This is a genomic window from Acetobacter sp. DsW_063 (genome assembly GCF_002153745.1).
GTDB lineage: Bacteria > Pseudomonadota > Alphaproteobacteria > Acetobacterales > Acetobacteraceae > Acetobacter.
On the sequence record NZ_JOPL01000112.1, the window covers coordinates 1 to 21,162 of the forward strand.

Consider the following 21,162-nt stretch of genomic DNA (forward strand, 5'->3'; position numbering starts at 1 on the left):
GCAGATCAAAAACTCCCCAAACAACCGTCAATCAAATCGCCAAAACCCTGGTAAGCAGGTGGTCCGCTTTCGCATGTCGGACGTTGACTTGGTGATGGTGACTGTCCGAAAGCGGACGTTTTTAGGTGAATCGCGATAGACCGCGTTTGGGACCATGCCGTCATCGAAGTTGGACAGCTCGAATGACCGTTCCCGCCGGAAGCTGCGGACCCGCATGCATTGTGGAGGGTATACAGTCTGGTCTCAGGATGCCAATTCGAACTCGCTGCCATGGATGGCGACGCAGCCTCAACTTGCCCGTCTGAATCTGAGTGTGTTGATCAACAACGAAAAGGCCGGAGGAAGCTGTCTCCGGTCTGGATAATAGAGGTGATAGCCGGAAAAGGGCGGACACCAATCCTCAAGCACCCGTTCGAGCTTGCCCTCCTTCAGCAACGCGCAAACCTGATCCTCCATCACGCAAGCGAGCCCGATCCCTTCGGTCGCCGCTGTCAGGATCATCGGAATGTCGTTGAGGATCAGAGGCCCTTCCACCCTGACGTTCAGATCTCGCCCATCTCGCCCGAACTCCCAGTTGTAGAGACCGCCCTTCGTTTGCATACGGATGTTTATGCAGGCATGGGCGGTCAGATCGTGCGGTGTCCGAGGCCTGCCATGCTTGGCGAAATAGGCAGGTGAACCCACAACGGCCATGCGCAGGTCCGGTCCGATCGGGACAGCGATCATGTCCTTGGCGAGTTGCTCCCCCAGCCGGACGCCTCCATCGAAACGATCGGTGATGATGTCGGTGAGGTGGCTGTCGATGGAAATCTCCACCGTCACCTCCGGATAATTCTTCAAGAGCTTTGCGACGGCCGGCCAGAGGATAGTCCGGGCCGCATGCCGGCTCGAAGTAATCCGAACAGTTCCAGCCGGTCGCTCGCGCAATGCGCTGAGCGCCGAAAGTCGAGCGTCAATGTCGTCGAACGCTGGCCGCAGCGTCGCAACCAATTGCTCGCCGGCCTCAGTCGGAGCGACGTTGCGCGTGTTGCGAGTGAGGAGTTTCACTCCCATGCCTGCCTCCAATCGGCGGACGATCTGGCTGATCGCGGACTGCGAAGTGCCGAGCTTTGCCGCCGCGCGGGTGAAGCTGCGCGCCTCGGCCACTGCCAGGAACACGGCCAGATCGCTGAGTTCCTCGCGTTTCATTGATAAGCCTCAGATATAAGCGCATGCAGAACTTAGCGTCTAATCGATCGAATGGCGCGCGTCTATATTTTCTCCCGAATGGTGGCTGTGCGGCATGCATGAGCCGGTAGGAGACAGAGTGATGAGCAAGGACGTGATTGTTGTTATTGGCACTGGCGGCATCGGCGAGGCCATCGCGCGTCGCCAGGGCTTCGGCAGGGCGATCCTGCTCGCCGATTGGAACGAGGACACGCTCGCCAAGGCGGCCTCCGTTCTGGGTGACGCCAGCTACGATGTGACGACCCAGCGAGTTGACGTGTCGTCGCGCGTTTCGGTCCAGGCGCTGGCCCAAGCCGCGGCAGCAATGGGGCCGGTCATGCAGGTCATCAACACCGCAGGGCTCTCGCCCAACATGGCTTCTGTCGAGAAGGTGCTTGAAGTCGATCTTTACGGATCGGCCGTCGTGTTCGAGGAGTTCGGCAAGGTGATCGCCAGCGGCGGTGCCGGCCTCATTATCTCCAGCATGGCAGGACATATGATGCGCCAGCTTCCCGAGGTAGACGAAAAGCAGCTCGCACATGTCCCGGCCGACGATCTGCTCGCCTTGCCGTGCCTTCAGCCTGATGCGATCCCGAACACGCTGGTCGCCTATATGATCGCCAAGCGTGCCAACATCCTTCGGGTTCAGGCCGAGGCGATGCACTGGGGCGAGCGCGGCGCCCGGGTCAATGCGATCAGTCCCGGGATCATCGTCACGCCGCTGGCAGCGCACGAGCTGAACTCGGAGATCGGCCATATCTACCGCGCCATGGTGGATGCCTCGCCGTCAAAGCGCATGGCGCCGCCGGAGGAAATCGCGGTCGCCGCAAGCTTCCTGCTCGGCCCGGACGCCGGCTTCATCACGGGGAGCGATCTGCTGATCGATGGTGGCGTCATCGCCGCGATGCGGGCGGGCAAACTGCCCACACCGGGCTGATCGCCCAATCTCCGAGCCCCCCCATGTTCGAAGGACCGTTTTATGAAACAACGTAATCTGGGTAGCCTCGCCGTCAGCGAGATCGGGTTCGGCACGATGAGCTTCGCTTCCACCTATGGCGCGTCGCCGGATCATGCCGAGGCGATCCGCGTCATCCGGGGCGCGCATGATCTCGGCGTGACTTTTTTCGATACGGCCGAAGCCTATGGTCCGTGGAGCAATGAGGAACTGGTCGGCGAGGCGCTGCGTCCCCTCCGCGACCAGGTGGTGATCGCCACCAAGTTCGGCTTCAACATCGATCCCGCCACCGGCGAACGCAGCGCGGGCGTCAACAGCCGCCCGGATCATGTCCGGCAGGTCGTCGATGGCAGCCTCAAGCGCCTGAACATCGAGACCATCGACCTGCTCTACCAGCACCGGGTCGATCCCGCCGTTCCGATCGAGGACGTCGCCGGAACAGTCAGGGATCTGATCGCGGAGGGCAAGGTGAAGCATTTCGGTTTGTCCGAAGCGGCCGCGGGCACCATTCGCCGGGCGCATGCGGTGCAACCCGTGACGGCGATCCAGAGCGAATATTCGCTCTGGACGCGCGAGCCGGAGCCAGAAGTGCTGCCGCTGTGCGCCGAACTTGGCATCGGCTTCGTACCCTGGAGTCCGCTGGGTGCCGGCTACCTCACCGGCAAGATCGATCCTTCGACGCCGATCGACAGCAGCGACTTCCGCGCCGGATCGCCTCGCTTCACGCCGGAGGCGCGCACGGCAAACCAGGCTCTCGTCGATCTGCTCAACCGCATCGCTACCGAGAAACACGCCACACCGGCGCAGATCGCGCTTGGCTGGTTGCTTGCCCGCGCGCCGTTCATCGTGCCGATTCCGGGAACGCGTCGGCTCGATCGGGTGCAGGAGAATGTGGGCGCGGCCGATGTCGTGCTGACCGGCGATGATCTCGAGACCATCGAGGGCGCGCTCGCGGCGATCGACATCAAGGGTGAACGACTGCCCGCGGCCATCCTGCAACTGTCCTATCGTTGATCGAAAGGATATAGATATGAAGATGCGCGAACTTGGCCGAGGTGGCCTGACCGTATCCGCCCTCGGCCTCGGCTGCATGGGTATGAGCGCCAATTACGGCGTGCCCGGCGACAAGGCCGAGATGATCCGCTTGCTGCGCGATGCTGTCGATCACGGCGTCACCTTTTTCGACACCGCCGAAACCTACGGCCCCTTCGTTAACGAGGAACTGGTCGGCGAGGGTTTGGCGCCGGTGCGCGACAAAGTCGTGATCGCCACCAAATTCGGTTTCGACATCGACCCAGCAACCGGCGCGCGCAATGGCTTCACCAGCAAGCCGGCGCATATCCGGCAAGTGGTTGACGGCTCGCTGAAGCGGTTGCGCACCGACGTGATCGACTTGCTCTACCAGCACCGCGTCGATCCCGAGACGCCGATCGAAGACGTCGCCGGCACGGTCAAGGATCTGATCGCGGAGGGCAAAGTGAAGCATTTCGGCCTTTCCGAAGCTGGTCCGCAAACCATTCGCCGTGCTCATGCAGAGCAGCGCGTCACGGCATTGCAGAGCGAATATTCGCTCTGGGCGAGAGATGTCGAAGCCGAGGTGCTGCCGACATGCCGGGAACTTGGCATCGGCTTCGTGCCCTGGAGCCCGCTCGGTCAGGGCTTCCTGACCGGGACCGTCAAGGCCGGCCAGAGCTTCGGCAAGGATGACGTCCGTTCCTGGTTTCCGCGTTTCACGCCGGAGGCTATGCAGGCCAACCAGGCGCTCGTCGACGTGGTGACGGGAGTGGCGGCGGCCAAGGGTCTGACCCCGGCGCAGATCGCGCTTGCGTGGCTGCTGGCGCAGGACAGCTCGATCGTGCCCATCCCGGGAACCACCAAGCTGCACCGGCTCGAGGAGAATATCGCCTCGGCTGATGTCGAGCTGACGGCGGCCGAGCTTCGCCATCTTGCCGACGCGGCGGATTCCATTCCGATCCAGGGCGGGCGTGGAACCGGCAAGGAGCAGTATCTCTAGGCCTCATGCGATGACCAACATTCTCATCATCGGCGCCCACGGCGAGATCGCGCGTGTCGCCACCCGACTGCTCCTTGAGCGCACGGATGCATCACTGACGCTTTACCTGCGGCGTGCGCGTCGGCTCGCAGCGCTCGCGTCCAATCCGCGCATCCGCCTCATCGAGGCGGATGCGACCGATCAGGCTGCGCTCGAAGCGGCCATGGCCGGGCAGGACATCGTCTATGCCAATCTGGCAGGTGACATGGACCGGCAGGCGCAAGCCATCGTGGCGGCGATGAAGGCGGCAGGAGTCCGTCGGCTCATCTTCATCAGTTCGATGGGGATCTACGACGAGGTGCCGGGCCAACGCTATCGCAGCATCCTCGATCCGTATCGCGACAGCGCGGCGATCGTCGAAGGCTCTGGCCTCGACTACACCGTAATCCGTCCCGCGTGGCTTAATGACGACGATGAGATCGCCTATGGCACGACCGCCAAGGGTGAGCCCTTCGCCAACCCCTCGGACACGGTCTCCCGCAAGAGTGTCAGCGATCTGATCGTGCGGCTCGTGACCAAACTCGGATACGGCGTCGGCGGAAGCCTCGGCGTCCACGGCACACACTGAATTTCTGGAAGGAACGACCATGAAACAACGTATGCTCGGTAAGCTGGCTGTGAGCGAGATTGGCTTCGGCTGCATGGGACTCGACTTCAGCTACGGCCATCGCCTGACCCGCGAGGAGGGCATCACCCTCATCCGTCAGGCGGCCGATCGCGGTGTGACCTTCTTCGACACCGCAGAAATCTACGGCCCCTTCACCAACGAGGACATGGTCGGCGAAGCCTTGCGCCCGATCCGCGATCAGGTGGTGATTGCCACAAAATTCGGTTTCGATATCGATCCGCAGACCTCCGAGAACCGCGGTGTATCGAGCCGCCCGGAGAATATCCGTGGCCATGTCGAACGGTCGCTCAAGCGGCTCGGCATCGAGACGGTCGATCTCATCTATCAGCACCGTGTCGATCCGACCGTTCCGATCGAAGACGTTGCAGGCGTCGTCCGCGACCTCATCGCCGAGGGCAAGGCGAAGGCTTTCGGCCTGTCGGAGCCGGGCGTGCGGACGCTGCGCCGCGCCCATGCCGTGCAGCCGGTCAGCGCCGTTCAGAACGAATATTCGCTGTGGTGGCGTGCGCCGGAGACCAACGGGATTCTGGACGCCTGCGACGAGTTCGGCATCGGATTTGTGCCGTATAGCCCGCTCGGCAAGGGCTTCCTGACGGGCGCGATGACCGCAGATACGAAGATCGAAAAGAACGACTTCCGCGCCAGCATTCCGCGCTTCCAGCCCGAGGCGCTGGCAAAGAACGAAGCTTTCGTAAACCTGTTGAAGCAGATCGCGGCGGACAAGGACGCAACCCCGGCGCAGATCGCACTCGCCTGGCTGCTAGCTCAGCGCGACTACATCGTGCCCATTCCCGGCACGACGAAGCTGCACCGGTTGGAAGAGAACCTCGGCGCGACAACGGTCGAATTGACGGAGGCGGACCGCGCCAAGATCAAGACGGCCCTCGCCGGGCTCGAAGTGGAAGGGGAGCGCTACACGCCCGCCGCCAATGCCATGGCCGGCATCGATGCGCCCGAGAAGGAGTAAGGCACATGAGCGAAGTTGTCGTCGTTGTCGGATCGGGCTCGATCGGCCAGGCTATCGCCCGGCGTGTCAGTGCGGGCAAGACCGTGCTGCTGGCCGATCTGCAGCCGGAAAACGCGGAGTCTGCCGCGAAGGTGCTGGGTGACGCGGGCTATGACGCCCGCATCACCAGTGTGGACATCACCTCGCGAGCCTCTGTTGAGGCGCTGGTCGCTACTGCCACCTGCCTGGGCGACGTGACGGGCCTGATACAGGCAGCCGGAGTGTCGCCGTCACAGGCTCCGATTGAGGCTGTTCTCAAGGTTGATCTCTACGGCACGGCCTTGCTGCTTGAAGAGTTCGGCAAGGTCATCGCCAAGGGCGGGGCCGGTGTCGTCATCTCGTCGCAGTCGGGACATAGGATGGGACCGCTGACGGTCGACCAGAATCGGCAACTCGCCACCACGCCCGTCGAAGCGTTGCTCGACCTTCCGTTCCTGCAGCCCGGCGAGGTCCAGGATACGCTTCATGCCTATCAGCTTTCCAAGCGAGCGAACGGCTTGCGTGTGCAGGCGGAGGCAGTCCTCTGGGGGCGGCGCGGAGCACGCATCAATGCAATCAGCCCGGGTATCGTGATCACGCCGCTCGCCAATGACGAACTGAAGGGGCCGCGCGGCGGGGGCTATCGCAAGATGATCGAAAGCTCGATCGCTGGTCGCGCGGCGACACCGGATGAGATCGCCAATGTTGCCGCCCTTCTCATGGGCCCCGACGGCGCGTTCATCACGGGAAGCGACGTTCTTGTGGATGGCGGCACTACGGCCGTTCACTGGTTCGGGCAAGAAGGATAATCCGGCTCATCAATCGCCAGCTCGGGACTTGCGATCGGCGACCATTCGACAATGCGGTCGTTCAGTGTCCAGCATCGGAATGTCCAGCATTGGCCACACCTTTATGATAACAGACTATCCGCTTTCCCCCAACTCCTGCCTTGCTGCTCTTTTTCGGCCTGATGGTCCCTGTCCCACCGCCGGATGCGGTCTGTTCTGCCCTGCACCAGCCGGTCAAAGCAGTTTTCAAGCCACGGTTCGAGTTTTGCCCGATCAGCCATGACGGAGAACTCTGCGTCATGCTGCTCACGAAAGCCCTCAAGAAATGTTCTTTCCCGTTCTGTCAGGACAGGCCTGACGGGGTCTGGCGGCGTCGAGCGCAGCCGGACGATGTGCAGGAGGCCCTTGATGACAAAACGCAGCACTTCCAGAAACTCAAGCAAAAGCTGCTGACAGACTTTCTCCAGTTTCGCTGACCGTCCGGTCAGGCGCTGCCAGCGGCTTTCTTCAGCCTGCTTCCATTCCTTTTTGGCACGGCGATAACAAGTAAAGCTGCTGCGCAGCTGCTTCCGGCAGGGCGAGAGTGCCTCTCGCCATTGCGCGAGCATTTCTTCCCTCTTGAGAGATGCCCAGCCCGTTTCCGGGGCTTTCTGGTCAAGAATGGCCTGCTACTCTTTTACAAGTTCCCTGATCCTGCGACGGATGGCACTGTCCTCCGCACTCAGAATGAGCGGAAGAGGCGGCGCCCGAGGGGACTCTGGCAGGACAGACGGTCTGTCCACATCCTCCATCCTTCTGCGCCTGACTTCCTCCAGTTGCCTGTCCAGGCGCGGAAGCCTGATGCGGGCGGCAGGTCTGGTTCTGGCAGAGGAACAGCGGGGACGCGGTACCAGCCCGGCCTGATAATCCTTGGAGGTGATGCGGACAGGGACACGGGTGCTTCCGATATCCAGTTTCGACCTTGCTTTTGCTAGAGATTGTTCGTTTGCCAGCAGCTGCCGGAACTCCGCCATCCTGACCTTTGTCAGCCGGGTAAAACTGCCGACCAGGACACCATCGCCGGTTTCGATGATATGCGCACCCGGTCGTGTCCCGTTCCGGTCGCCCTCGCGCATGCTCAGGCCATGTTCCGCCAACGTCGCCCGGAAGGATGTGAGTCCGTCGGATCGGGGCCAGAGGGTTGCCACCAGTGTTTTGCGGGTAGCCAGATCAACATGCCGATCTGCCATCCGCCTCGCCTGCGACGTGTAGGCGGCGCGTGGTCTGGCGCTATCGGAGGGTGGGATCAGGGCCTCGACCTGTTCCGCTTCCTGACGATGGCCTTCTTTGCGAAGAGCTTTGGCAATCGCCCGGTCGTGGCGTCCGGCGACAAGCGCATGACCCAGCCTGATTTCTTCCAGCCTTGCCAGCTGCGCCATGCACCCGGAACGGGTAGCCATGGAGCACTGCTGGCTCCCTCTCAGGATAACCTCCCTCTCAGGATAACCAGTCCGGATGCATGATTTTCGAACTTTCTGTTTATGCAAACAAGACTGTCACCATAAGGCTTTCAGAAAGGCATAATGCACTCGGGCGGATAGGTCAGGGCTTCAATAACTTGCTGAAGATTGGCAACGTCAATTCCGCTTGTGTATTTCATGGTTCCTTGCGATTTGTGGGACGCCTCATGCCCGAGCACGGTATCAATCCACAGTTCGCGGATATGGGCTTCCTGATTTCTGAGCTTGGTGGAAACAGTATGCCGGTAGGAGTGGAACGTCACATCTTCCGGGATGCCGATCCGCTTCTTGTGCTTCGAGAAAGCCCGCGCAAAATTGTCACCACGCTCGCCCGTCGATGAGACCGTGAGGTCGGGGAACAGGTAGTGCTCTCCGGTATCCCTGAGCAGGTCGGGTCCCTGCATGGCGAGCAGGTGTGAGTGGATGGGAATGATCCGTGTTCCCGCTGCTGTCTTGGGTGACCAGCTGTCTTCCGGATGCGGGCGGACATTGAAGCAGGAAACCCCGTCGACAGTTTCGATGTCCTGACGTCTGAGAGTGCAGATCTCGCCCAGCCTCATCCCTGTGAACATGCCCAGGCTGATGATCCCCGCCCAGGAACGATGAGACACGGATGTGCCCTTCCATGGTGTGCGGGCCAGCAGCGCCAGTTCATCATCCGTCCAGCCCCGGCGCACGATCTTTTTTGTGATGTTGAAATCCCACCCGGCCCATGGATTCCGGTCTGCCAGGTCGCGTTGCACAAGATGCATCCACAGGGCAGACAGGCGGGAGAAATGGTTTTTCACCGTCTTCCCGCTAACCGTTTACTGCCCGCGCTCGCGGGCCTGGGCAACGGCGTCCCGGATGGCAAGTCCCGAGCGTCCCTTGCCATGTGTTGCCGGGAGATCAGAGAGCAGCTCGAAGAACTCACCAGCAACCGTGCCCGTGATCTGTTTCACGGGCATGTCGCCGAAGGCTTCAATAAACAGGGCCACTGTCTTGCGTGTGGCCCTCCTCGTATCCTCGCTCTTGTTCCTGTCAGCGAAGACAAATTTCTCCGCCATGACAGACAGGGGCGGGGAGGCTGGCTTGCGGGCTTTGGGCTGTTCACCCTCAACCGGGCTTCCGGCTGGTGCTTTCGTCAAACCAGCGGGGCGATGTTTGCTCAGATCGACAATCAGGGTGGAGAGGCTCCTGATCTGCTCGCGCAGCATGTCTTTTTCTGTTTTGCTCACGGCGCTGTCTGTAAAGACTTTCTGCATCATGCTTTGAAGCCGGGTTTCCAGTGCCTTGAGTGAGTCCGTAGCGAAAGAGATGAAAGCGCCTTCCTTCTGCACCTGGTCCATCAGGGTCATGGCGTGATCGGCCTGGCGCGTTTTTCAGCCTGGAAGGCATCATCGGCAAGATCGAGAAGTGCCTCCTGCTCGCAGATGATCCGGCGCTGCTCACCGAGCATCGCCATCAGGTCCTCGTGGGACAGGTCGTTCTCCATTGATCTCGCCTTCTCGAAAACGGCCCCGGTCCGGGCGTAAAGGGCTGCTGCCCGTTCGCGGGCCACGAGCCTACTCTGCGTTTCCCGGTCCGGGAAGACAAACGGGAATATCCCGCAGACCCGTCAGATTCTCGTTTTACCGTTATATTTCAATTGGTTGATGGTGCGAGCTGCGGGACTCGAACCCGCACGTTCTTACGAACTCGAGATTTTAAGTCTCGTGCGTCTACCATTCCGCCAAGCTCGCGCGGGGGCGAAGGCCTTCTAGCACGCGTAATCGTCGGCGTGAATGAGGCGATGCTGCTGATGATGCGCGTTTTATTTCGCCTCTGACCCCGAACCTGCTCGCATGAGGGACGGCCCGCGGGCTCGCAACCAATTCTCGGCCTGACGACGGTATGGGGTCAGAGTGTCCACCAGAGTCCAGAAGGCCTGACTGTGATTGAGATGTCGCAAATGGGCGAGTTCGTGGAGGATGACGTAATCCTGAGCCATCGTCGGCGCCATGACGAGCCGCCAGGACAGCATCACACGCCCGTCGGCGGAACAGCTTCCCCAGCGGCTCGACGTGTCGCGAATGGCTACGCGCCGCGGAGAAAGGCCGGTGCGCACCGCGTGTTCGCTAAGGCGAAGCGACAGGCGCTGCCCCCCGATCTGCCGCATGAAGTCCGAAACCCGCCTCTGAAGGAACGCCAGATCGCCGCTAACGTGAAGTTCGCCCTCCTCCAGCCATGCCCCGCCGCGCCCTTCGGGATCGTGTCGGATGAGATGCGGTTCGCCATCGATAGGAACGAGGGAGCCTACTTCAAAACGTACAGGAGCGGCGGTACGCTCCAGTTGCCGCTGCACCCAGCCGGCATGATCGCGTAACATCGCAACGCCAGTTTCCAGTCGTGTCGTAGCGGGAAGCGTCAGCACAACCCCACCGCCGCGCGGATCGAGGCGCAGTGAGATCCGGCGAGCCCGGTCGGAGCGGCGTAAACGGACGCCGACCGGGCCACCCGGCAGCATTAATTGCTGGGTAGCGACGATGTCGGCGACGCTTTGCGACGACGGAGAGGGAATGGTCGGCATCGCTTCGCGCTGCGACAGCGCGGTGCCAGAGTGCGCGCCGTTCCGATCATCCGGACGACGCGACGGGCTCACAGGCGGTTTCTTCCGTTCGAGTTTCGCTGGTTGCCGTGCGCTTTGTTTTGCGCCCCGGCCGTGGGGTTTTCGCCGGGCCACTTCACAATGTAACGTTCGAACTCCACAGCTTCTCGTTCGCTGATACAGCGCCCTGACGCAGACACGCCCGCTTCGACGACGCTTTCAGCGCGCCCGCTGACCAGCGGGTGCCATTCGGGCAGAGGACTCCCGTCGGCCAACAGGCGGTAAGCGCAGGTCGGCGGAAGCCAGTCGATATCACCAAGCATGTCCGGGGTTAACGTCACGCAATCCGGCACCTTACGTCTTCGCGTCTTGTATTCTGTACACTGGCATGTCTTCAAATCCAGCAGACGGCAAGCGACGGAAGTGAAGTGCAGCGATTCATCATCTTCATCCCGCAGCTTGTGCAGGCAGCAGCGGCCGCATCCATCGCAAAGCGACTCCCACTCGTTGGGAGTCATGTCTTGCAATCTCTTGGCTATCCAGAACGGGGGCGCTTCAGTCATGGCGGTATGATAGCCTTTTTCAAAGGCGGGTAGAAAGAGTTTCGGTTTTGACAACAGCGATCAACTTAGCGGCGCGCCAAGGTCTGCATGCCGAGAGCAGGCCGGTTACTCGGGCCTTGTGAAGTATATGGCGCGGCTTATTGCGTGCAGGCGGATCATCGAGGCCGTCGAGCCTGCCGCGTTAATCCCCATCATGCGCTTTCTTGAAGCCACGTTTATTGAGGTGCTGGACCTATACGCTCGCTCGGTCTGCTGACTGGCCCGAAGTGCTCAGGGTCCGCATCGGCCTCAGGAAACGACGCGCCGAAGGTCTATTGCAGCAAGAGCCGCGGAAAGCACGAGAATGACGCCCAGCCCGAACAGCAGTCGGCCGCGCAACAACGGCAGCCACAGCAGGAGTGCCCGAGCCCGCCAATCGGCGCCCAGTCCGCGCGCTGTCCGAGTGAGGTCTCCCGGCGCGCGCGCCAGTACAGTAAGAGATGGCAGCGCCGCAACCAGACTGATGCACGCGCCCTGTACCAGTGATCCAATGGCCGTCTCGGCTGGTACATGGGCCTCGCGCAGCCAGCCCGGCGTCATACAGGCGAGAATCAGCGCAGGAATCCAAAGCGCGAGCAGCCCGGTCGCTACCCGCTGGCGCCCCGGCGCAACAAGCCACAGCGTGCTGAACAGGAGTGCCGAAAGAGCTGTGGCTCCGAGATGGACGGCGAAAAAAAGCGCGGAGTGGCCCAAGGAAAAGACGCCCTTCCGGTTCAGCGTTCCGCCAGCCATTGATCGAAGCGCGTTTCGATGGCGGGAAGATGATCGCGCCAGAACACAGAACTGATTGGGAGCGGCGGCGGAGTGTCGTTGGCCAGCGCGGTTCCGGGAGCGACGTCCTTTGTTCCGCTCGATTGGTCGCCGCTCTTGCGTGAAGACCCTGACGCGGTCGCGGGGTCTGAGGGAAGGGGGGCGCTAGGGTAGCGAATCGCCATTGCCTGAAACTGCTCTGGCGCCGTGGCCCAGTCCTCAAGAGTCTTGCCCTGATTCGTATTCGTTCCCGAGCCTGCGGGTATGACCCAATCGTAATCGACCCGAAGTCGGGGAGACCAGAGAATGCCGAATGGGCCGGATTTCGATCGTGCGTTCGCGGCCAGAATTTCGGCCGTCGGCGCAGTGCCCATCAGCGCAGCCCCGGAGGTGAGGATGCGCGCAGCTTCCTCTGGCGTGCTCCACCACACGATATAAGGCCGCAACTGGCTGAGGCGCTTGAAAGCTCGCTCGACCCCCTCTGATGTGGCGAGAGTCGCGTAGATGTCGCCTGGAGGGACGCCGTCGGATAGCAGCGCGGCTTCCAGAGTGCCGCGCGGATCACATCGCAGACCACGCTTGCCAGGATGACGCGCGACATCCCAGAAATCGGCCCATGTGGGCGCGGTCTGGAGCTTCGAAGCGTCCCATGTCAACGCCAGATCCACCGAAAGCGCGTGAACGCCGCAGCCGTCGCTTGCGTTAGCCGTCTTGTTGCGAGCGGAGGCATCTGTACGAAGGAAAAGCCCCTGACCACACCCGACGGAGAGTGTGGTGTCTTCTATCAGCGCCAATGACCAGTCGTGCTTGCGTGCTCGAAGCCTCTGCCGGAGCTGCGAGAGCGTGCCATCCCAGGTCACGACGTCGACGACGGTTCTGGTTTCGCGCGTGAATGGTCGCCACAGCGCCTCAGCCTGTGCAGCCTTCAGTTCTCCCGGCAGCGTTGCGACCACAAGATGCGGTTGCCGCGCGCGAGAAGCGGCGTCGCCCGCGTGACCGACGAACAGCGCCAGCATGGCGAGAGCGGAGGTCGCCGCGCGTCGGGGTACAGTGACGCGTGAACGGGCAGGGTTCTTCAAACCGGACAAAGGAAACCTTGGAAAGAACGCGGAACGGGCAGATTAGCGCTGTTTCGTCGTGGACGGGAAGACCAACGCGCCTCCCGGCCTCCAGGCGAGGCGCGCGGGACGTCCTGCCACGACGCCGGGCGGAAGGGAACCGGGCGGACGATGAACGATCACGTCCGCGCCGTCCTCAAGTCGAAAACGAAGGCGCAGCACATCGCCCAGATGCGTAACATCCTGCAGCGTCGCCAGCAGTCCTTCGTCGTCGTCCCGCATCGCGCCACGCGGAAACATAGGCGCGATTTGCGCTGGTCGAACGCAAAGTTCGACCAGATCGCCTTCCCGCAGATCCGGATCGGCCATGGCGTCCGCCACTCCGCCTGCAGCGAGCCTGACCTGCGCGGCGTCGTCGTCGAGAGACAGGATCAGGCCGATCAGGACATTCGCGTCCCCCATCGCCGTGGCGACGCGTGCGCAATGCGGGCGTTCGATGAGCGTGCCAGCGTCGGCGAGTTGCAGCAGCGAACCCTCGGCGACCACGCCTATGCGGTTGGCTCCGGCCAAAGCGTCCGCCCGGTCGCGCGTGATCAGAAGGAGCGTCAGCCCGCGCGCAAGGCGCAGCCGGGCAAGGCGGTGATGGAGGTCTCGCCGCGTCTCGCCATCCAGCCCAACGAAGATATCGTCCAGCACAAGCACCGAAGGTTCGGATGCAAGCGCGCGGGCGATGGCGGTGCGGATACGTTCGCCTGCGCCCAGCGTCTCTGGGCGCTTGTCCGCGACGCGCTCCAGACCGAGCAGAGCGAGCCATTCGCTCGCGCTTCTGCTTGCTTCCTTTGCCGAAGCCCCACGAGCGCGAGCCGGGAAGGCGACGTTTTCCCGGGCGGTAAGTGGGGGAAACAACGGATCGCGGCGTCCAACGGTGGCGACTCCTCGTCGTCCAATCTCGTCGAAGGTGACGTCGGCGCCGTTCACAACGATCCGCCCGGCAACGGGAGAGACATGTCCCGCCAGCGTATCCGCGAGAGGCGCAAGTCCCTGCGAACCGTCGTCGAGGTCAAGCAGGGCGACGCATTCGCCGGCACGTAGTGCGAGGTCGAGGCGCGGGCCGCCAGACGAGCAGACGAGCCCTTCAAGAACTAGCGTCGGGTTGTCGTGGGGCGCTTTCAGCTCAGTTACGGTATGCGGGGAGATCATGGCGTGCATGGAACCACAGCGCCTCGCCGGAGTTAAGCCCAGCAGGAGCCCGCACGGGTCGGGTTCGCGTAACGATAGGGGTCAGGTTGGAATGTCCGCCGAGAAAATCAGAAAGGATGCCGAGAGCGCTCTTGAGGCCGCCGCGTCCTCCGCGCGTGACGATCTCGAAACGGTGAAGGCTCAGCTGGAACAGTTCGTGCAGCAGCATATTTTGCCGAAACTCAGTGACGCGGCGACCTCCGCTGCGGCTAACGTCAAGGATATCGCGCAGACGCAGAAGAAGAGCGTCGCGACTCAGGTCAGCACTCAGCCCCTGTTGTCCATCGGGATTTCAGCTGTTGTGGGGTTTGTCCTGGGGCGCCTCTCGCGCTAAGGTCCGGGCATCGACAACCGGGCGGCGTTCGCGCACGGGTTTCCTGCGTCGAACGTCGTCGTCATGGCCAGCCAGACGCACGGTCGATTGCGCCGGAGATCACGCTGACGCTCCCGGAACGTCATCGGAAACCAGGAACTCCGGCGGAATTGTCCTGCCGGTCTGACGCGAGGACATCCGGAACACATGCGCATCTTTGAAGTCGGCAAGTCCGCCATGCAGGCGGAGGGGCAGCTCCTTCAACAGAAGGCCATGCGCCTCGGTCGGCAGGTGGCGCTTTTGCTTGTCGGCGCGGTTCTTGGCTTTTTTTCGCTGATCACCGGCCATGCCCTGCTGTGGGCGATTTTCCTGTTCAAGTTCGGTTTCGGACCGGTTGGCGCACCTGCGGCAGTGTTTGGCGTCGACGTGTTTCTGGCGCTGTTTTTCATCTTCCTCGGACGTCGTTCCTATCTCCTGCCAGCGGAAGTAGAGGCGCGGATGAAGCGTGACCGTGCGTTGAACGAATTGCGCCAGACTGCGACGCTGACGGCTATGGGGGCGACCGTTACAGGCCCCGTCGCTCGTTTCGCCGGACGTTCGATCTGGGGGCTGGTCTCGCGACGTCGCGGGCGGTAACGGATACGGAACGATCGGCCGCATTGGGTCGATGAGCAAAGCGGGCCATTGGCCCGCTTTTTTTTGGCTTTTACGTGTTTCGTGAACGTCAGGCAGCCGCATGGCGTGTGTCGAAACGCGGCGGGATGAGCGCCGCAACAAGCCTTGCTCCATCCCTCGACTGTGCATTCACCGGCTCAATTTTATCGTGATGCGCATGATTAACATAGGTATCATGCATGAAAGAGATTGCGCAGCGCCGCGTCCTTTGGCATGGCTAAAATAGTTAGCACACGAACTATTAGCGAGCTTTCTATTGTGATCCCATGTGCGGAACATTCAGGGCCATGAGCAACGCGGACGCGGAAAAATTGATGCGCCGGGAGTTCGGACAGCAACTGTCGCGGATCGCAACCGCATGGCGGCGGGAGGTCGATCGCGATCTTCGGAGTTATAACCTCACGGACGCGCAGTGGCGGCCGTTGTATTATCTCGGTCAGCTTCCGCCTCCGGTGCGCCAGACGGATCTCGCCCAGGCGCTGTCGGTGGAGGCTCCGTCGCTGGCCCGCGTGCTCGACGTGCTGGAAAAGACAGGCCTCATAACCCGGGATGTCGATGGCGAGGATCGCCGATCAAAACATGTGACGCTCACCAAAGCAGGCGCGAACATGGCCGATCGCGTGCGAGACGCGGTCGACGGCGTGGGCGCCCGCTTGCTTGAGGGCGCTTCGACGCAGGCGCTTCAGGATTGCCTCTCGGTTTTTGGACAGGTTCTTGGGGCTGTTCATGACGCGCGGGAAAAGCGCGCGCTCGAGGAGAGCGGGACGACAACGAACCGACGCAATGAAAACGCCGCACCCGGCGGCCGCTCGACGCGGGGGGCGCGATGACTGGCCGCGCGTCAGCCTCATGCGTAACGGCTCGACCATGGCGCGAAGCTGGAAAGGTAGTCCCGTTCCGTCGCTGGTTTGGGGTATTGCGATCGGACTGGCGGCAGGAACTGGCGGCTTTAACCCCGACGGTGCTCTACAGCGTTCGCGTCGGGCTCTCGATAGGGTTGGCGTTGTGGTTCGCCGCCTTCGTTCAGTTGGGGCAGCCTTTATCGGCCGCGACCACGGTGCTGATCGTTGCGAATCCCTCGCCTGGCGCGCTGGTGTCCAAAAGCGTCTGGCGTATCGTCGGGACACTGATCGGCGCAGTCCTCGGCGTGGGGTTGATGGCGATTTTTCCTCAGCAGCCGTTACTGTTTTTCGCCGGGCTCTCCGTCGTTATCGGCATCGCATGTTTCGTCGCAACGTTGTTGCGTTTCTTTCGTGCCTACGCGGCGGTTCTGTCCGGCTATACGATCATCATCATTGCGTCTGGCGCCTTTTCCAACCCGGATCGAATCTTCATGGGGGCGATGACGCGCGTCTCCGTCGTCTTGATCGGAATCGTCAGCACGGCCGTCGTGTTCCGTTTGACCACGCCGACCGGTCCGGACAATCTCCGGGAGCGAATAGATCGTCTTCTACGAGAGGTGCTGGGACAGTTTGTCCATCTGGCTCCTCCGCCGGACGCCGGGGGCGACGCATCGGCGCAGGATGGCGCGTCGCGCGACTTTATGTTTCGTGAAATGGATATGAGCGCGTACGGCGCGCGGGCGCGTTTGCTCTCGCAATGCAACGCGATGATCGAGACGATCGAATATGCGTCGTCGGGCGATTACGAAATCGGACGTCGCGCCAGAGCCTTGCAGGAAGGCGTGGCCAGACTGCTGGGCATGTTGAGCGCCCATCATGCGTCCTGGCGGGCTTTGGCGAACACTGATCAGCATCTTGTCCATCAGGCGCGCGCGATATCGGCGGAACTCATGCGCGCGCTGTGCGCCATGCCTGGCAAGGAGCTGTTGCACGCCGAGAGCGCCGCCGTCCGCAGGCTGCTGGATGATGCGATGACACGACTGGACGCTTTGGCGTGCGAGGCGCGGGATCTTGAAGGGTTGGCGGCGCTCGACAGCGAGCGCGACATCGTCGAGCAACTTCGACGCGTCGTGCTGAACTTGTCCGACAGGGTATGGCGGGAGCGCCGCGTGCGCCTGGCGGCGCTGCTGGAATGGTCCACTGCGATTCGTAACGGATCTCGTGGCGTTCTGGTCACGTTGCTCGCGGGTCTGAGCTGGTACGTGCTGCGGTGGGACGCAGGGCCGAACATGCTCATCTACGTCATTGCCGCGTCCTGCCTTCTGGCCACAGCGTCATCCGCAACGGCCGCCGCAGCCATGCTTGGCTCCGGCACTCTGCTTGCGATACCGGCCAGCTACGTGTTTCAGGCGGTGCTGTTGCCGCGCGTCGATGGCTTTGTGATGGTGTGGCTCTCGCTATTCATTTGTCTGCTTCCCGGAATCTGGATTCAGTTCCACCCGCGATACGCCTTGCGGGGTTTCGGTTACGCCGTGTTCTGCAGCAGCATGTGTCAGGTGCAGAACCCGATTCGTTTCAACGACCTCAGCCTGCTGAACGGCTGGCTGGCGTATTTTGTCGGAGTGGTCGCAATCCTTCTGGTGTTCCGGGTTGTGCTTCCCACGAACCAGCGATTGGAGGCAGGGCGCCTGAGCGTCGGCCTGTGTCGCGCCGTGGAGGGCATCGCGATGCGGCCCCTGAACCGACCTCTGGACTGGGTCGGGTGGGAGCAGACGCAGATGCAGCGCGTGCTCCGGATTGCGCAGCGCCTTTCGCTCGTCGAGACGTCCGCGCGCGTTTTCCACGTCACGGACGCAGCTTTGACTGCGGTTTCCATCGGGCGCGTGGTGGCCAGACTGCGGAGGCTGATGAATGCGCCGGAAGCCGTCGGCGTTCAGACGCAACCGGTGCAGGAGGCGCTTCTGGCCATGCGCGCGCTGCGACAGGATCCCCTGAACGTCTCGTTAACGTTGCGGCGGCAGGCGCAGCGGCTTCTGGTTGAGGCAGGGCAGGGAGCCGAAAGTATGGGATCCGCCCGACGCATGGCAGCCTGTCTTTTGCAGATCGCACAACTTGTCGACGTGGCTCCCGGTTTCTTTCATAAGAATGGTCCAATGCAACAGGCTGCCGACCATCCGCGCGCGCACGCTGACTTGCGATTAGCCACTTCGCACTATGCGAGAGCAGCCTGATGCTGACCGAGTTCAACCTGTTCGGCGTGTTTATGGCGCCGATCGTCGTCTACGCACTGGCGGCGTTGCCGGTCACGATGCTTGTCAGATCGTTGTTGTGGTGGACCGGTCTCATGCGCTGGTTCTGGCACCTCGCTTTGTTCGAGGTGGCGCTCTACGTCTGTATTCTTTGCCTGTTGATCTTGTACGTCTGAACGAATTCTTCCGCAGTTAAGGTTTAGAGACCCAGAGATGTCGTTGCTTCGCACCCTGATCCGCGTGTTCCTGACCCTGGCGGTCGTGGCGCTGGCCGTCGTTCTGGGAATCACCTTGTGGAACACATACATGATCGCGCCATGGACGCGTGACGGTCGTGTCCGCGTTTATGTCGTGGACGTGGCTCCCGAAGTCTCGGGCACGGTGGTTCAGGTTCCCGTCGTGGATAACCAGTTCGTCCATAAGGGAGACCCGCTTTACGTCCTAGATCCCGTCCGGTTCCGGCTTGCGATCCGCGAGGCCCAGGCGCGGCTGGATGGCGCGCTGGAGGATCTGAAGCTCCGGCAGAACGACGCGCGTCGCCGCATGGGGCTGTCTGGCATCGTGTCGGCTGAAGAGCAGGAAGTATTCAATTCGAACGTCGCGACGCAGGCGGCGGCCGTCGACGCTGCGCGTGCCGCGCTCGATGTCGCAAAGCTGAACCTGCAACGTTCGGTCCTGTATTCGCCCGTGAACGGTTACGTCACCAACCTGAATCTGCGTGTCGGCGATTACGCCAGCGCCGGGCAGGCAAGGCTGGCGGTGATCGATTCCGACTCTTACTGGGTCTATGGTTATTTCGAAGAAACGAAGATGTGGGGCGTGCATGTCGGCGATGTCGCCCGCGTGAAACTCATGGGCTACAAGCAGATCATTCCCGGGCACGTCGTCTCCATCGCGCGCGGCATCAACGACGCCAACGGAACGCCGGACCGTCTGGGACTGCAGGACGTCAACCCGATCTTCACATGGGTTCGTCTCGCCCAGCGTATCCCGGTTCGCATTCATCTGGATTCCACGCCGCCGGAAATCACGCTGGCGGCGGGCATGACCGCTACGATCACCGTTGGCCCTGAATCGCGCAGTCGGAGAGGCAAGCTCTCCACCTGGCTCCAGGACCATCTGTGAGCTGATGCCGACGATGATGAACAACGATATTCCGACGACTAACCTGCGAGCAGTGGCGGATCAGAGGCTAAGCTCCGTCAGCGCAGTCATCCGGCGCAGGCTCGCGACGGGCCTTTCTGCGGCGTTTCTGCTGGCGGGGTGTACGGTTGGGCCGAACTTTCAGCCGGACAGGATGAAAGTTCCGGCAGGCTTTACGGAAGCCGTGTCCGAGCATCCTGCAACGCAGGAGGAGATAGAACGCACCAACCGTGAGATGACGCAGTGGTGGGCGCTGTTCAACGATCCGCTGCTCGATCGGCTGGTCGCCTCTGCGATACAGGGGAACTATGACCTGCGGATCGCGGGCGAAAGAATACTGTCAGAACGCGCTATGCGCGACAAAGCGGCGTCCGCCTGGTACCCGCAGGTCGACGCCAACGCGGGCGGCGGCGACACCAGGTATTCACTGAATATCGACAACTGGCCTATTCGTCCGGGTAACCCTCAGAATCGACCCGAAGCGTCTCTGTTGACCTACGGCGCGAGCGCAAGTTGGGAAATCGACGTATTCGGGCGCATCCGCCGCAGCGTCGAGGCGCAGGAGCATGCTGTAGAAGCGACGATCGAAGGGCGGCGGGCTCTGCTGATGACGCTGCTTTCCAATCTCGTCAACGATTACATGCTGCTGCGCGTAACGCAGCTTCAGATCAAGATCGCCACTGACAATATCCGAGTTGCGCAAGACGGCCTCGACCTGACGAACCGTCTATACTTGCAGGGCGTGGGAAACACCCTTCAGATCGCGCAGGCTCAGGCTGAACTTGACTCCCAGCTCGCCGCGCGGGAGCCGCTGCGTACTCGCGTCTCGCAGGTGTCGCACGCGATCTCCGTGCTGATCGGAGAAATGCCCGGCGCGCTGGAGGCGGAGTTGAAAGATCCGCGCCCCCTGCCGACCGTGCCGGGTTTCCCCGCGACGATGCCGTCGATCGTCATAGCCAATCGACCCGACATTCGTGAGGCGGAGCGTCAATACGCTGTCGCCACCGCGCAGATCGGGGTTGCGGTCGCCGATCTCTATCCGCATTTCGCCATTCCGTTGACGTTCAATCCGAACGCTTCGGCTGCTTATCAGGCGTTTCAGGTCAACGCCATGAGCTGGCAATTCCTGATGATGGCGAGCCTGCCGATCATTCATGGCGGCAAGTATACGGCGGCTGTGCGCTCGGCGCAGGCGGAAGCCGAGGCTGCGCGCCTGCATTATCGCCAGACCGTCCTCAACGGCTTCAAGGAAGTCGAGGACGCGATGGCCGCATGGCATGACGACGCCGAATACGCCGAAGAACTGCACCGGGCGTCAGAAGACAGCGCCTTGGCGCGGGACAGGGCCCGCAAACTGTATGGAGCAGGTCTGATCGGCTTTCTTGACGTGCTGACGACCGAGCGCACGACGCTGAACGCGCAAAACATGGAGGCTCTCTCCAGGCTTGAGCGTTTGCGCGACGCGGTGAATCTCTACTCGGCGATTGGAGCGGGCTGGCGGGGCGTCCCGCTGACGAACACGACGTTGCCGGTTTCACTTGAAACGCAGAACGTGCTGGCGCGCGCGCTGACGCGCTGACGCGCTGACGCGCTGACGCGCTGACGCGCTGA

The 21,162-nt window shown here is 62.0% G+C and carries 24 protein-coding genes and 1 tRNA gene; 13 read left to right on the forward strand and 12 right to left on the reverse strand.

What is annotated here, in order from left to right; genetic code table 11:
• Positions 1-288: 288 nt before the first annotated feature.
• A complete protein-coding gene (locus HK28_RS12545) occupies positions 289-1,188 on the reverse strand; it encodes a LysR family transcriptional regulator (RefSeq protein WP_086644885.1) in 900 nt (299 codons plus the stop codon).
• 121 nt (positions 1,189-1,309) lie between these two features.
• On the opposite strand from HK28_RS12545, the gene HK28_RS12550 reads away from it, so the two are divergent.
• From HK28_RS12550 to HK28_RS12575, 6 genes are read left to right on the forward strand one after another with little or no spacing between them, the layout of a single operon-like run.
• On the forward strand, positions 1,310-2,143 hold the full coding sequence (locus HK28_RS12550; RefSeq protein ID WP_086644886.1) for an SDR family oxidoreductase: 834 nt from the start codon (positions 1,310-1,312) through the stop codon (positions 2,141-2,143).
• Between the two features lie 42 nt (positions 2,144-2,185).
• The gene (locus HK28_RS12555; RefSeq protein WP_086644887.1) at positions 2,186-3,175 is read left to right on the forward strand and encodes an aldo/keto reductase; all 990 of its coding nucleotides are present in this window, start codon (positions 2,186-2,188) and stop codon (positions 3,173-3,175) included.
• Between the two features lie 16 nt (positions 3,176-3,191).
• Positions 3,192-4,175 carry an aldo/keto reductase gene (locus HK28_RS12560; protein WP_086644888.1) on the forward strand — a complete coding sequence of 328 codons (984 nt, stop codon included), beginning with the start codon at positions 3,192-3,194 and terminating at the stop codon, positions 4,173-4,175.
• 10 nt (positions 4,176-4,185) lie between these two features.
• On the forward strand, positions 4,186-4,782 hold the full coding sequence (locus tag HK28_RS12565; RefSeq protein WP_086644889.1) for an NAD(P)H-binding protein: 597 nt from the start codon (positions 4,186-4,188) through the stop codon (positions 4,780-4,782).
• Positions 4,783-4,801: 19 nt separating this feature from the next.
• A complete protein-coding gene (locus tag HK28_RS12570; protein ID WP_086644890.1) occupies positions 4,802-5,809 on the forward strand; it encodes an aldo/keto reductase in 1,008 nt (335 codons plus the stop codon).
• A gap of 5 nt (positions 5,810-5,814) precedes the next feature.
• Entirely contained in the window at positions 5,815-6,636 is an 822-nt protein-coding gene (locus tag HK28_RS12575) for an SDR family oxidoreductase (protein ID WP_086644891.1), read from the forward strand.
• Between the two features lie 101 nt (positions 6,637-6,737).
• On the opposite strand, the gene HK28_RS12580 is transcribed toward HK28_RS12575, so the two are convergent.
• The 11 genes from HK28_RS12580 to HK28_RS12625 all read right to left on the reverse strand — a co-directional run bounded on the left by HK28_RS12580 (position 6,738) and on the right by HK28_RS12625 (position 14,299).
• Positions 6,738-7,223 (reverse strand): hypothetical protein, encoded by a 486-nt coding sequence (locus HK28_RS12580; protein WP_086644892.1) that lies wholly within the window; start codon positions 7,221-7,223, stop codon positions 6,738-6,740.
• 60 nt (positions 7,224-7,283) lie between these two features.
• Complete coding sequence (locus HK28_RS12585) at positions 7,284-8,054, reverse strand: hypothetical protein (RefSeq protein ID WP_143217420.1); 771 nt, start codon at positions 8,052-8,054, stop codon at positions 7,284-7,286.
• A 110-nt stretch (positions 8,055-8,164) separates the two neighbouring features.
• A complete protein-coding gene (locus HK28_RS12590; protein WP_143217421.1) occupies positions 8,165-8,902 on the reverse strand; it encodes a tyrosine-type recombinase/integrase in 738 nt (245 codons plus the stop codon).
• A gap of 18 nt (positions 8,903-8,920) precedes the next feature.
• Positions 8,921-9,451, reverse strand: coding sequence for a hypothetical protein (locus HK28_RS12595; protein ID WP_086644895.1), 531 nt, complete (start codon positions 9,449-9,451; stop codon positions 8,921-8,923).
• Positions 9,448-9,588: a hypothetical protein gene (locus tag HK28_RS14065; RefSeq protein ID WP_158093469.1), complete on the reverse strand. Its 141-nt coding sequence runs from the start codon at positions 9,586-9,588 to the stop codon at positions 9,448-9,450. Before HK28_RS14065 ends, HK28_RS12595 begins: the two co-directional genes overlap by 4 nt.
• Positions 9,589-9,749: 161 nt before the next feature.
• Positions 9,750-9,835 (reverse strand) — tRNA-Leu (locus HK28_RS12600).
• Positions 9,836-9,906: 71 nt separating this feature from the next.
• A complete protein-coding gene (locus HK28_RS12605; protein ID WP_233140530.1) occupies positions 9,907-10,734 on the reverse strand; it encodes a M48 family metallopeptidase in 828 nt (275 codons plus the stop codon).
• Positions 10,731-11,243 carry a YcgN family cysteine cluster protein gene (locus HK28_RS12610; RefSeq protein ID WP_086644896.1) on the reverse strand — a complete coding sequence of 171 codons (513 nt, stop codon included), beginning with the start codon at positions 11,241-11,243 and terminating at the stop codon, positions 10,731-10,733. Before HK28_RS12610 ends, HK28_RS12605 begins: the two co-directional genes overlap by 4 nt.
• A gap of 288 nt (positions 11,244-11,531) precedes the next feature.
• The gene (locus HK28_RS12615; RefSeq protein ID WP_086644897.1) at positions 11,532-12,014 is read right to left on the reverse strand and encodes a hypothetical protein; all 483 of its coding nucleotides are present in this window, start codon (positions 12,012-12,014) and stop codon (positions 11,532-11,534) included.
• The gene (locus HK28_RS12620) at positions 11,996-13,111 is read right to left on the reverse strand and encodes an extracellular solute-binding protein (protein ID WP_143217422.1); all 1,116 of its coding nucleotides are present in this window, start codon (positions 13,109-13,111) and stop codon (positions 11,996-11,998) included. Before HK28_RS12620 ends, HK28_RS12615 begins: the two co-directional genes overlap by 19 nt.
• 42 nt (positions 13,112-13,153) lie before the next feature.
• Positions 13,154-14,299 carry an ABC transporter ATP-binding protein gene (locus HK28_RS12625; protein ID WP_086644899.1) on the reverse strand — a complete coding sequence of 382 codons (1,146 nt, stop codon included), beginning with the start codon at positions 14,297-14,299 and terminating at the stop codon, positions 13,154-13,156.
• A gap of 82 nt (positions 14,300-14,381) precedes the next feature.
• Between HK28_RS12625 and HK28_RS12630 the strand changes: the two genes are divergently transcribed.
• The 7 genes from HK28_RS12630 (at position 14,382) to HK28_RS12660 (ending at position 21,130) form a co-directional block, all read left to right on the forward strand.
• On the forward strand, positions 14,382-14,663 hold the full coding sequence (locus HK28_RS12630; RefSeq protein WP_086644900.1) for a DUF883 family protein: 282 nt from the start codon (positions 14,382-14,384) through the stop codon (positions 14,661-14,663).
• A 186-nt stretch (positions 14,664-14,849) separates the two neighbouring features.
• Positions 14,850-15,278: a hypothetical protein gene (locus HK28_RS12635; RefSeq protein WP_086644901.1), complete on the forward strand. Its 429-nt coding sequence runs from the start codon at positions 14,850-14,852 to the stop codon at positions 15,276-15,278.
• A gap of 326 nt (positions 15,279-15,604) precedes the next feature.
• A complete protein-coding gene (locus HK28_RS12640; protein ID WP_198945888.1) occupies positions 15,605-16,147 on the forward strand; it encodes a MarR family winged helix-turn-helix transcriptional regulator in 543 nt (180 codons plus the stop codon).
• Complete coding sequence (locus HK28_RS12645; protein WP_086644903.1) at positions 16,144-18,390, forward strand: FUSC family protein; 2,247 nt, start codon at positions 16,144-16,146, stop codon at positions 18,388-18,390. Before HK28_RS12640 ends, HK28_RS12645 begins: the two co-directional genes overlap by 4 nt.
• The gene (locus HK28_RS12650) at positions 18,390-18,584 is read left to right on the forward strand and encodes a DUF1656 domain-containing protein (protein WP_026399248.1); all 195 of its coding nucleotides are present in this window, start codon (positions 18,390-18,392) and stop codon (positions 18,582-18,584) included. The genes HK28_RS12645 and HK28_RS12650 overlap by 1 nt, the downstream gene beginning before the upstream one ends.
• A gap of 37 nt (positions 18,585-18,621) precedes the next feature.
• Positions 18,622-19,533: an HlyD family secretion protein gene (locus HK28_RS12655; RefSeq protein WP_086644904.1), complete on the forward strand. Its 912-nt coding sequence runs from the start codon at positions 18,622-18,624 to the stop codon at positions 19,531-19,533.
• A 13-nt stretch (positions 19,534-19,546) separates the two neighbouring features.
• Complete coding sequence (locus HK28_RS12660; protein ID WP_233140531.1) at positions 19,547-21,130, forward strand: efflux transporter outer membrane subunit; 1,584 nt, start codon at positions 19,547-19,549, stop codon at positions 21,128-21,130.
• Positions 21,131-21,162 lie beyond the last annotated feature (32 nt).

Bases quoted from the DNA above. Each gene is read 5' to 3' on its own strand.
- HK28_RS12555 (WP_086644887.1), top strand. From the start codon at position 2,186: ATGAAACAACGTAATCTGGGTAGCCTCGCCGTCAGCGAGATCGGGTTC.
- HK28_RS12580 (WP_086644892.1), bottom strand. From the start codon at position 7,223: ATGCTCGCGCAATGGCGAGAGGCACTCTCGCCCTGCCGGAAGCAGCTG.
- HK28_RS12655 (WP_086644904.1), top strand. From the start codon at position 18,622: ATGTCGTTGCTTCGCACCCTGATCCGCGTGTTCCTGACCCTGGCGGTC.
- HK28_RS12660 (WP_233140531.1), top strand. From the start codon at position 19,547: ATGATGAACAACGATATTCCGACGACTAACCTGCGAGCAGTGGCGGAT.
- HK28_RS12625 (WP_086644899.1), bottom strand. From the start codon at position 14,299: ATGCACGCCATGATCTCCCCGCATACCGTAACTGAGCTGAAAGCGCCC.
- HK28_RS14065 (WP_158093469.1), bottom strand. From the start codon at position 9,588: ATGGAGAACGACCTGTCCCACGAGGACCTGATGGCGATGCTCGGTGAG.
- HK28_RS12635 (WP_086644901.1), top strand. From the start codon at position 14,850: ATGCGCATCTTTGAAGTCGGCAAGTCCGCCATGCAGGCGGAGGGGCAG.
- HK28_RS12560 (WP_086644888.1), top strand. From the start codon at position 3,192: ATGAAGATGCGCGAACTTGGCCGAGGTGGCCTGACCGTATCCGCCCTC.
- HK28_RS12595 (WP_086644895.1), bottom strand. From the start codon at position 9,451: ATGACCCTGATGGACCAGGTGCAGAAGGAAGGCGCTTTCATCTCTTTC.
- HK28_RS12545 (WP_086644885.1), bottom strand. From the start codon at position 1,188: ATGAAACGCGAGGAACTCAGCGATCTGGCCGTGTTCCTGGCAGTGGCC.
- HK28_RS12565 (WP_086644889.1), top strand. From the start codon at position 4,186: ATGACCAACATTCTCATCATCGGCGCCCACGGCGAGATCGCGCGTGTC.
- HK28_RS12645 (WP_086644903.1), top strand. From the start codon at position 16,144: ATGACTGGCCGCGCGTCAGCCTCATGCGTAACGGCTCGACCATGGCGC.
- HK28_RS12570 (WP_086644890.1), top strand. From the start codon at position 4,802: ATGAAACAACGTATGCTCGGTAAGCTGGCTGTGAGCGAGATTGGCTTC.
- HK28_RS12550 (WP_086644886.1), top strand. From the start codon at position 1,310: ATGAGCAAGGACGTGATTGTTGTTATTGGCACTGGCGGCATCGGCGAG.
- HK28_RS12610 (WP_086644896.1), bottom strand. From the start codon at position 11,243: ATGACTGAAGCGCCCCCGTTCTGGATAGCCAAGAGATTGCAAGACATG.
- HK28_RS12630 (WP_086644900.1), top strand. From the start codon at position 14,382: ATGTCCGCCGAGAAAATCAGAAAGGATGCCGAGAGCGCTCTTGAGGCC.
- HK28_RS12650 (WP_026399248.1), top strand. From the start codon at position 18,390: ATGCTGACCGAGTTCAACCTGTTCGGCGTGTTTATGGCGCCGATCGTC.
- HK28_RS12615 (WP_086644897.1), bottom strand. From the start codon at position 12,014: ATGGCTGGCGGAACGCTGAACCGGAAGGGCGTCTTTTCCTTGGGCCAC.
- HK28_RS12640 (WP_198945888.1), top strand. From the start codon at position 15,605: ATGAGCAACGCGGACGCGGAAAAATTGATGCGCCGGGAGTTCGGACAG.
- HK28_RS12575 (WP_086644891.1), top strand. From the start codon at position 5,815: ATGAGCGAAGTTGTCGTCGTTGTCGGATCGGGCTCGATCGGCCAGGCT.
- HK28_RS12585 (WP_143217420.1), bottom strand. From the start codon at position 8,054: ATGGCTACCCGTTCCGGGTGCATGGCGCAGCTGGCAAGGCTGGAAGAA.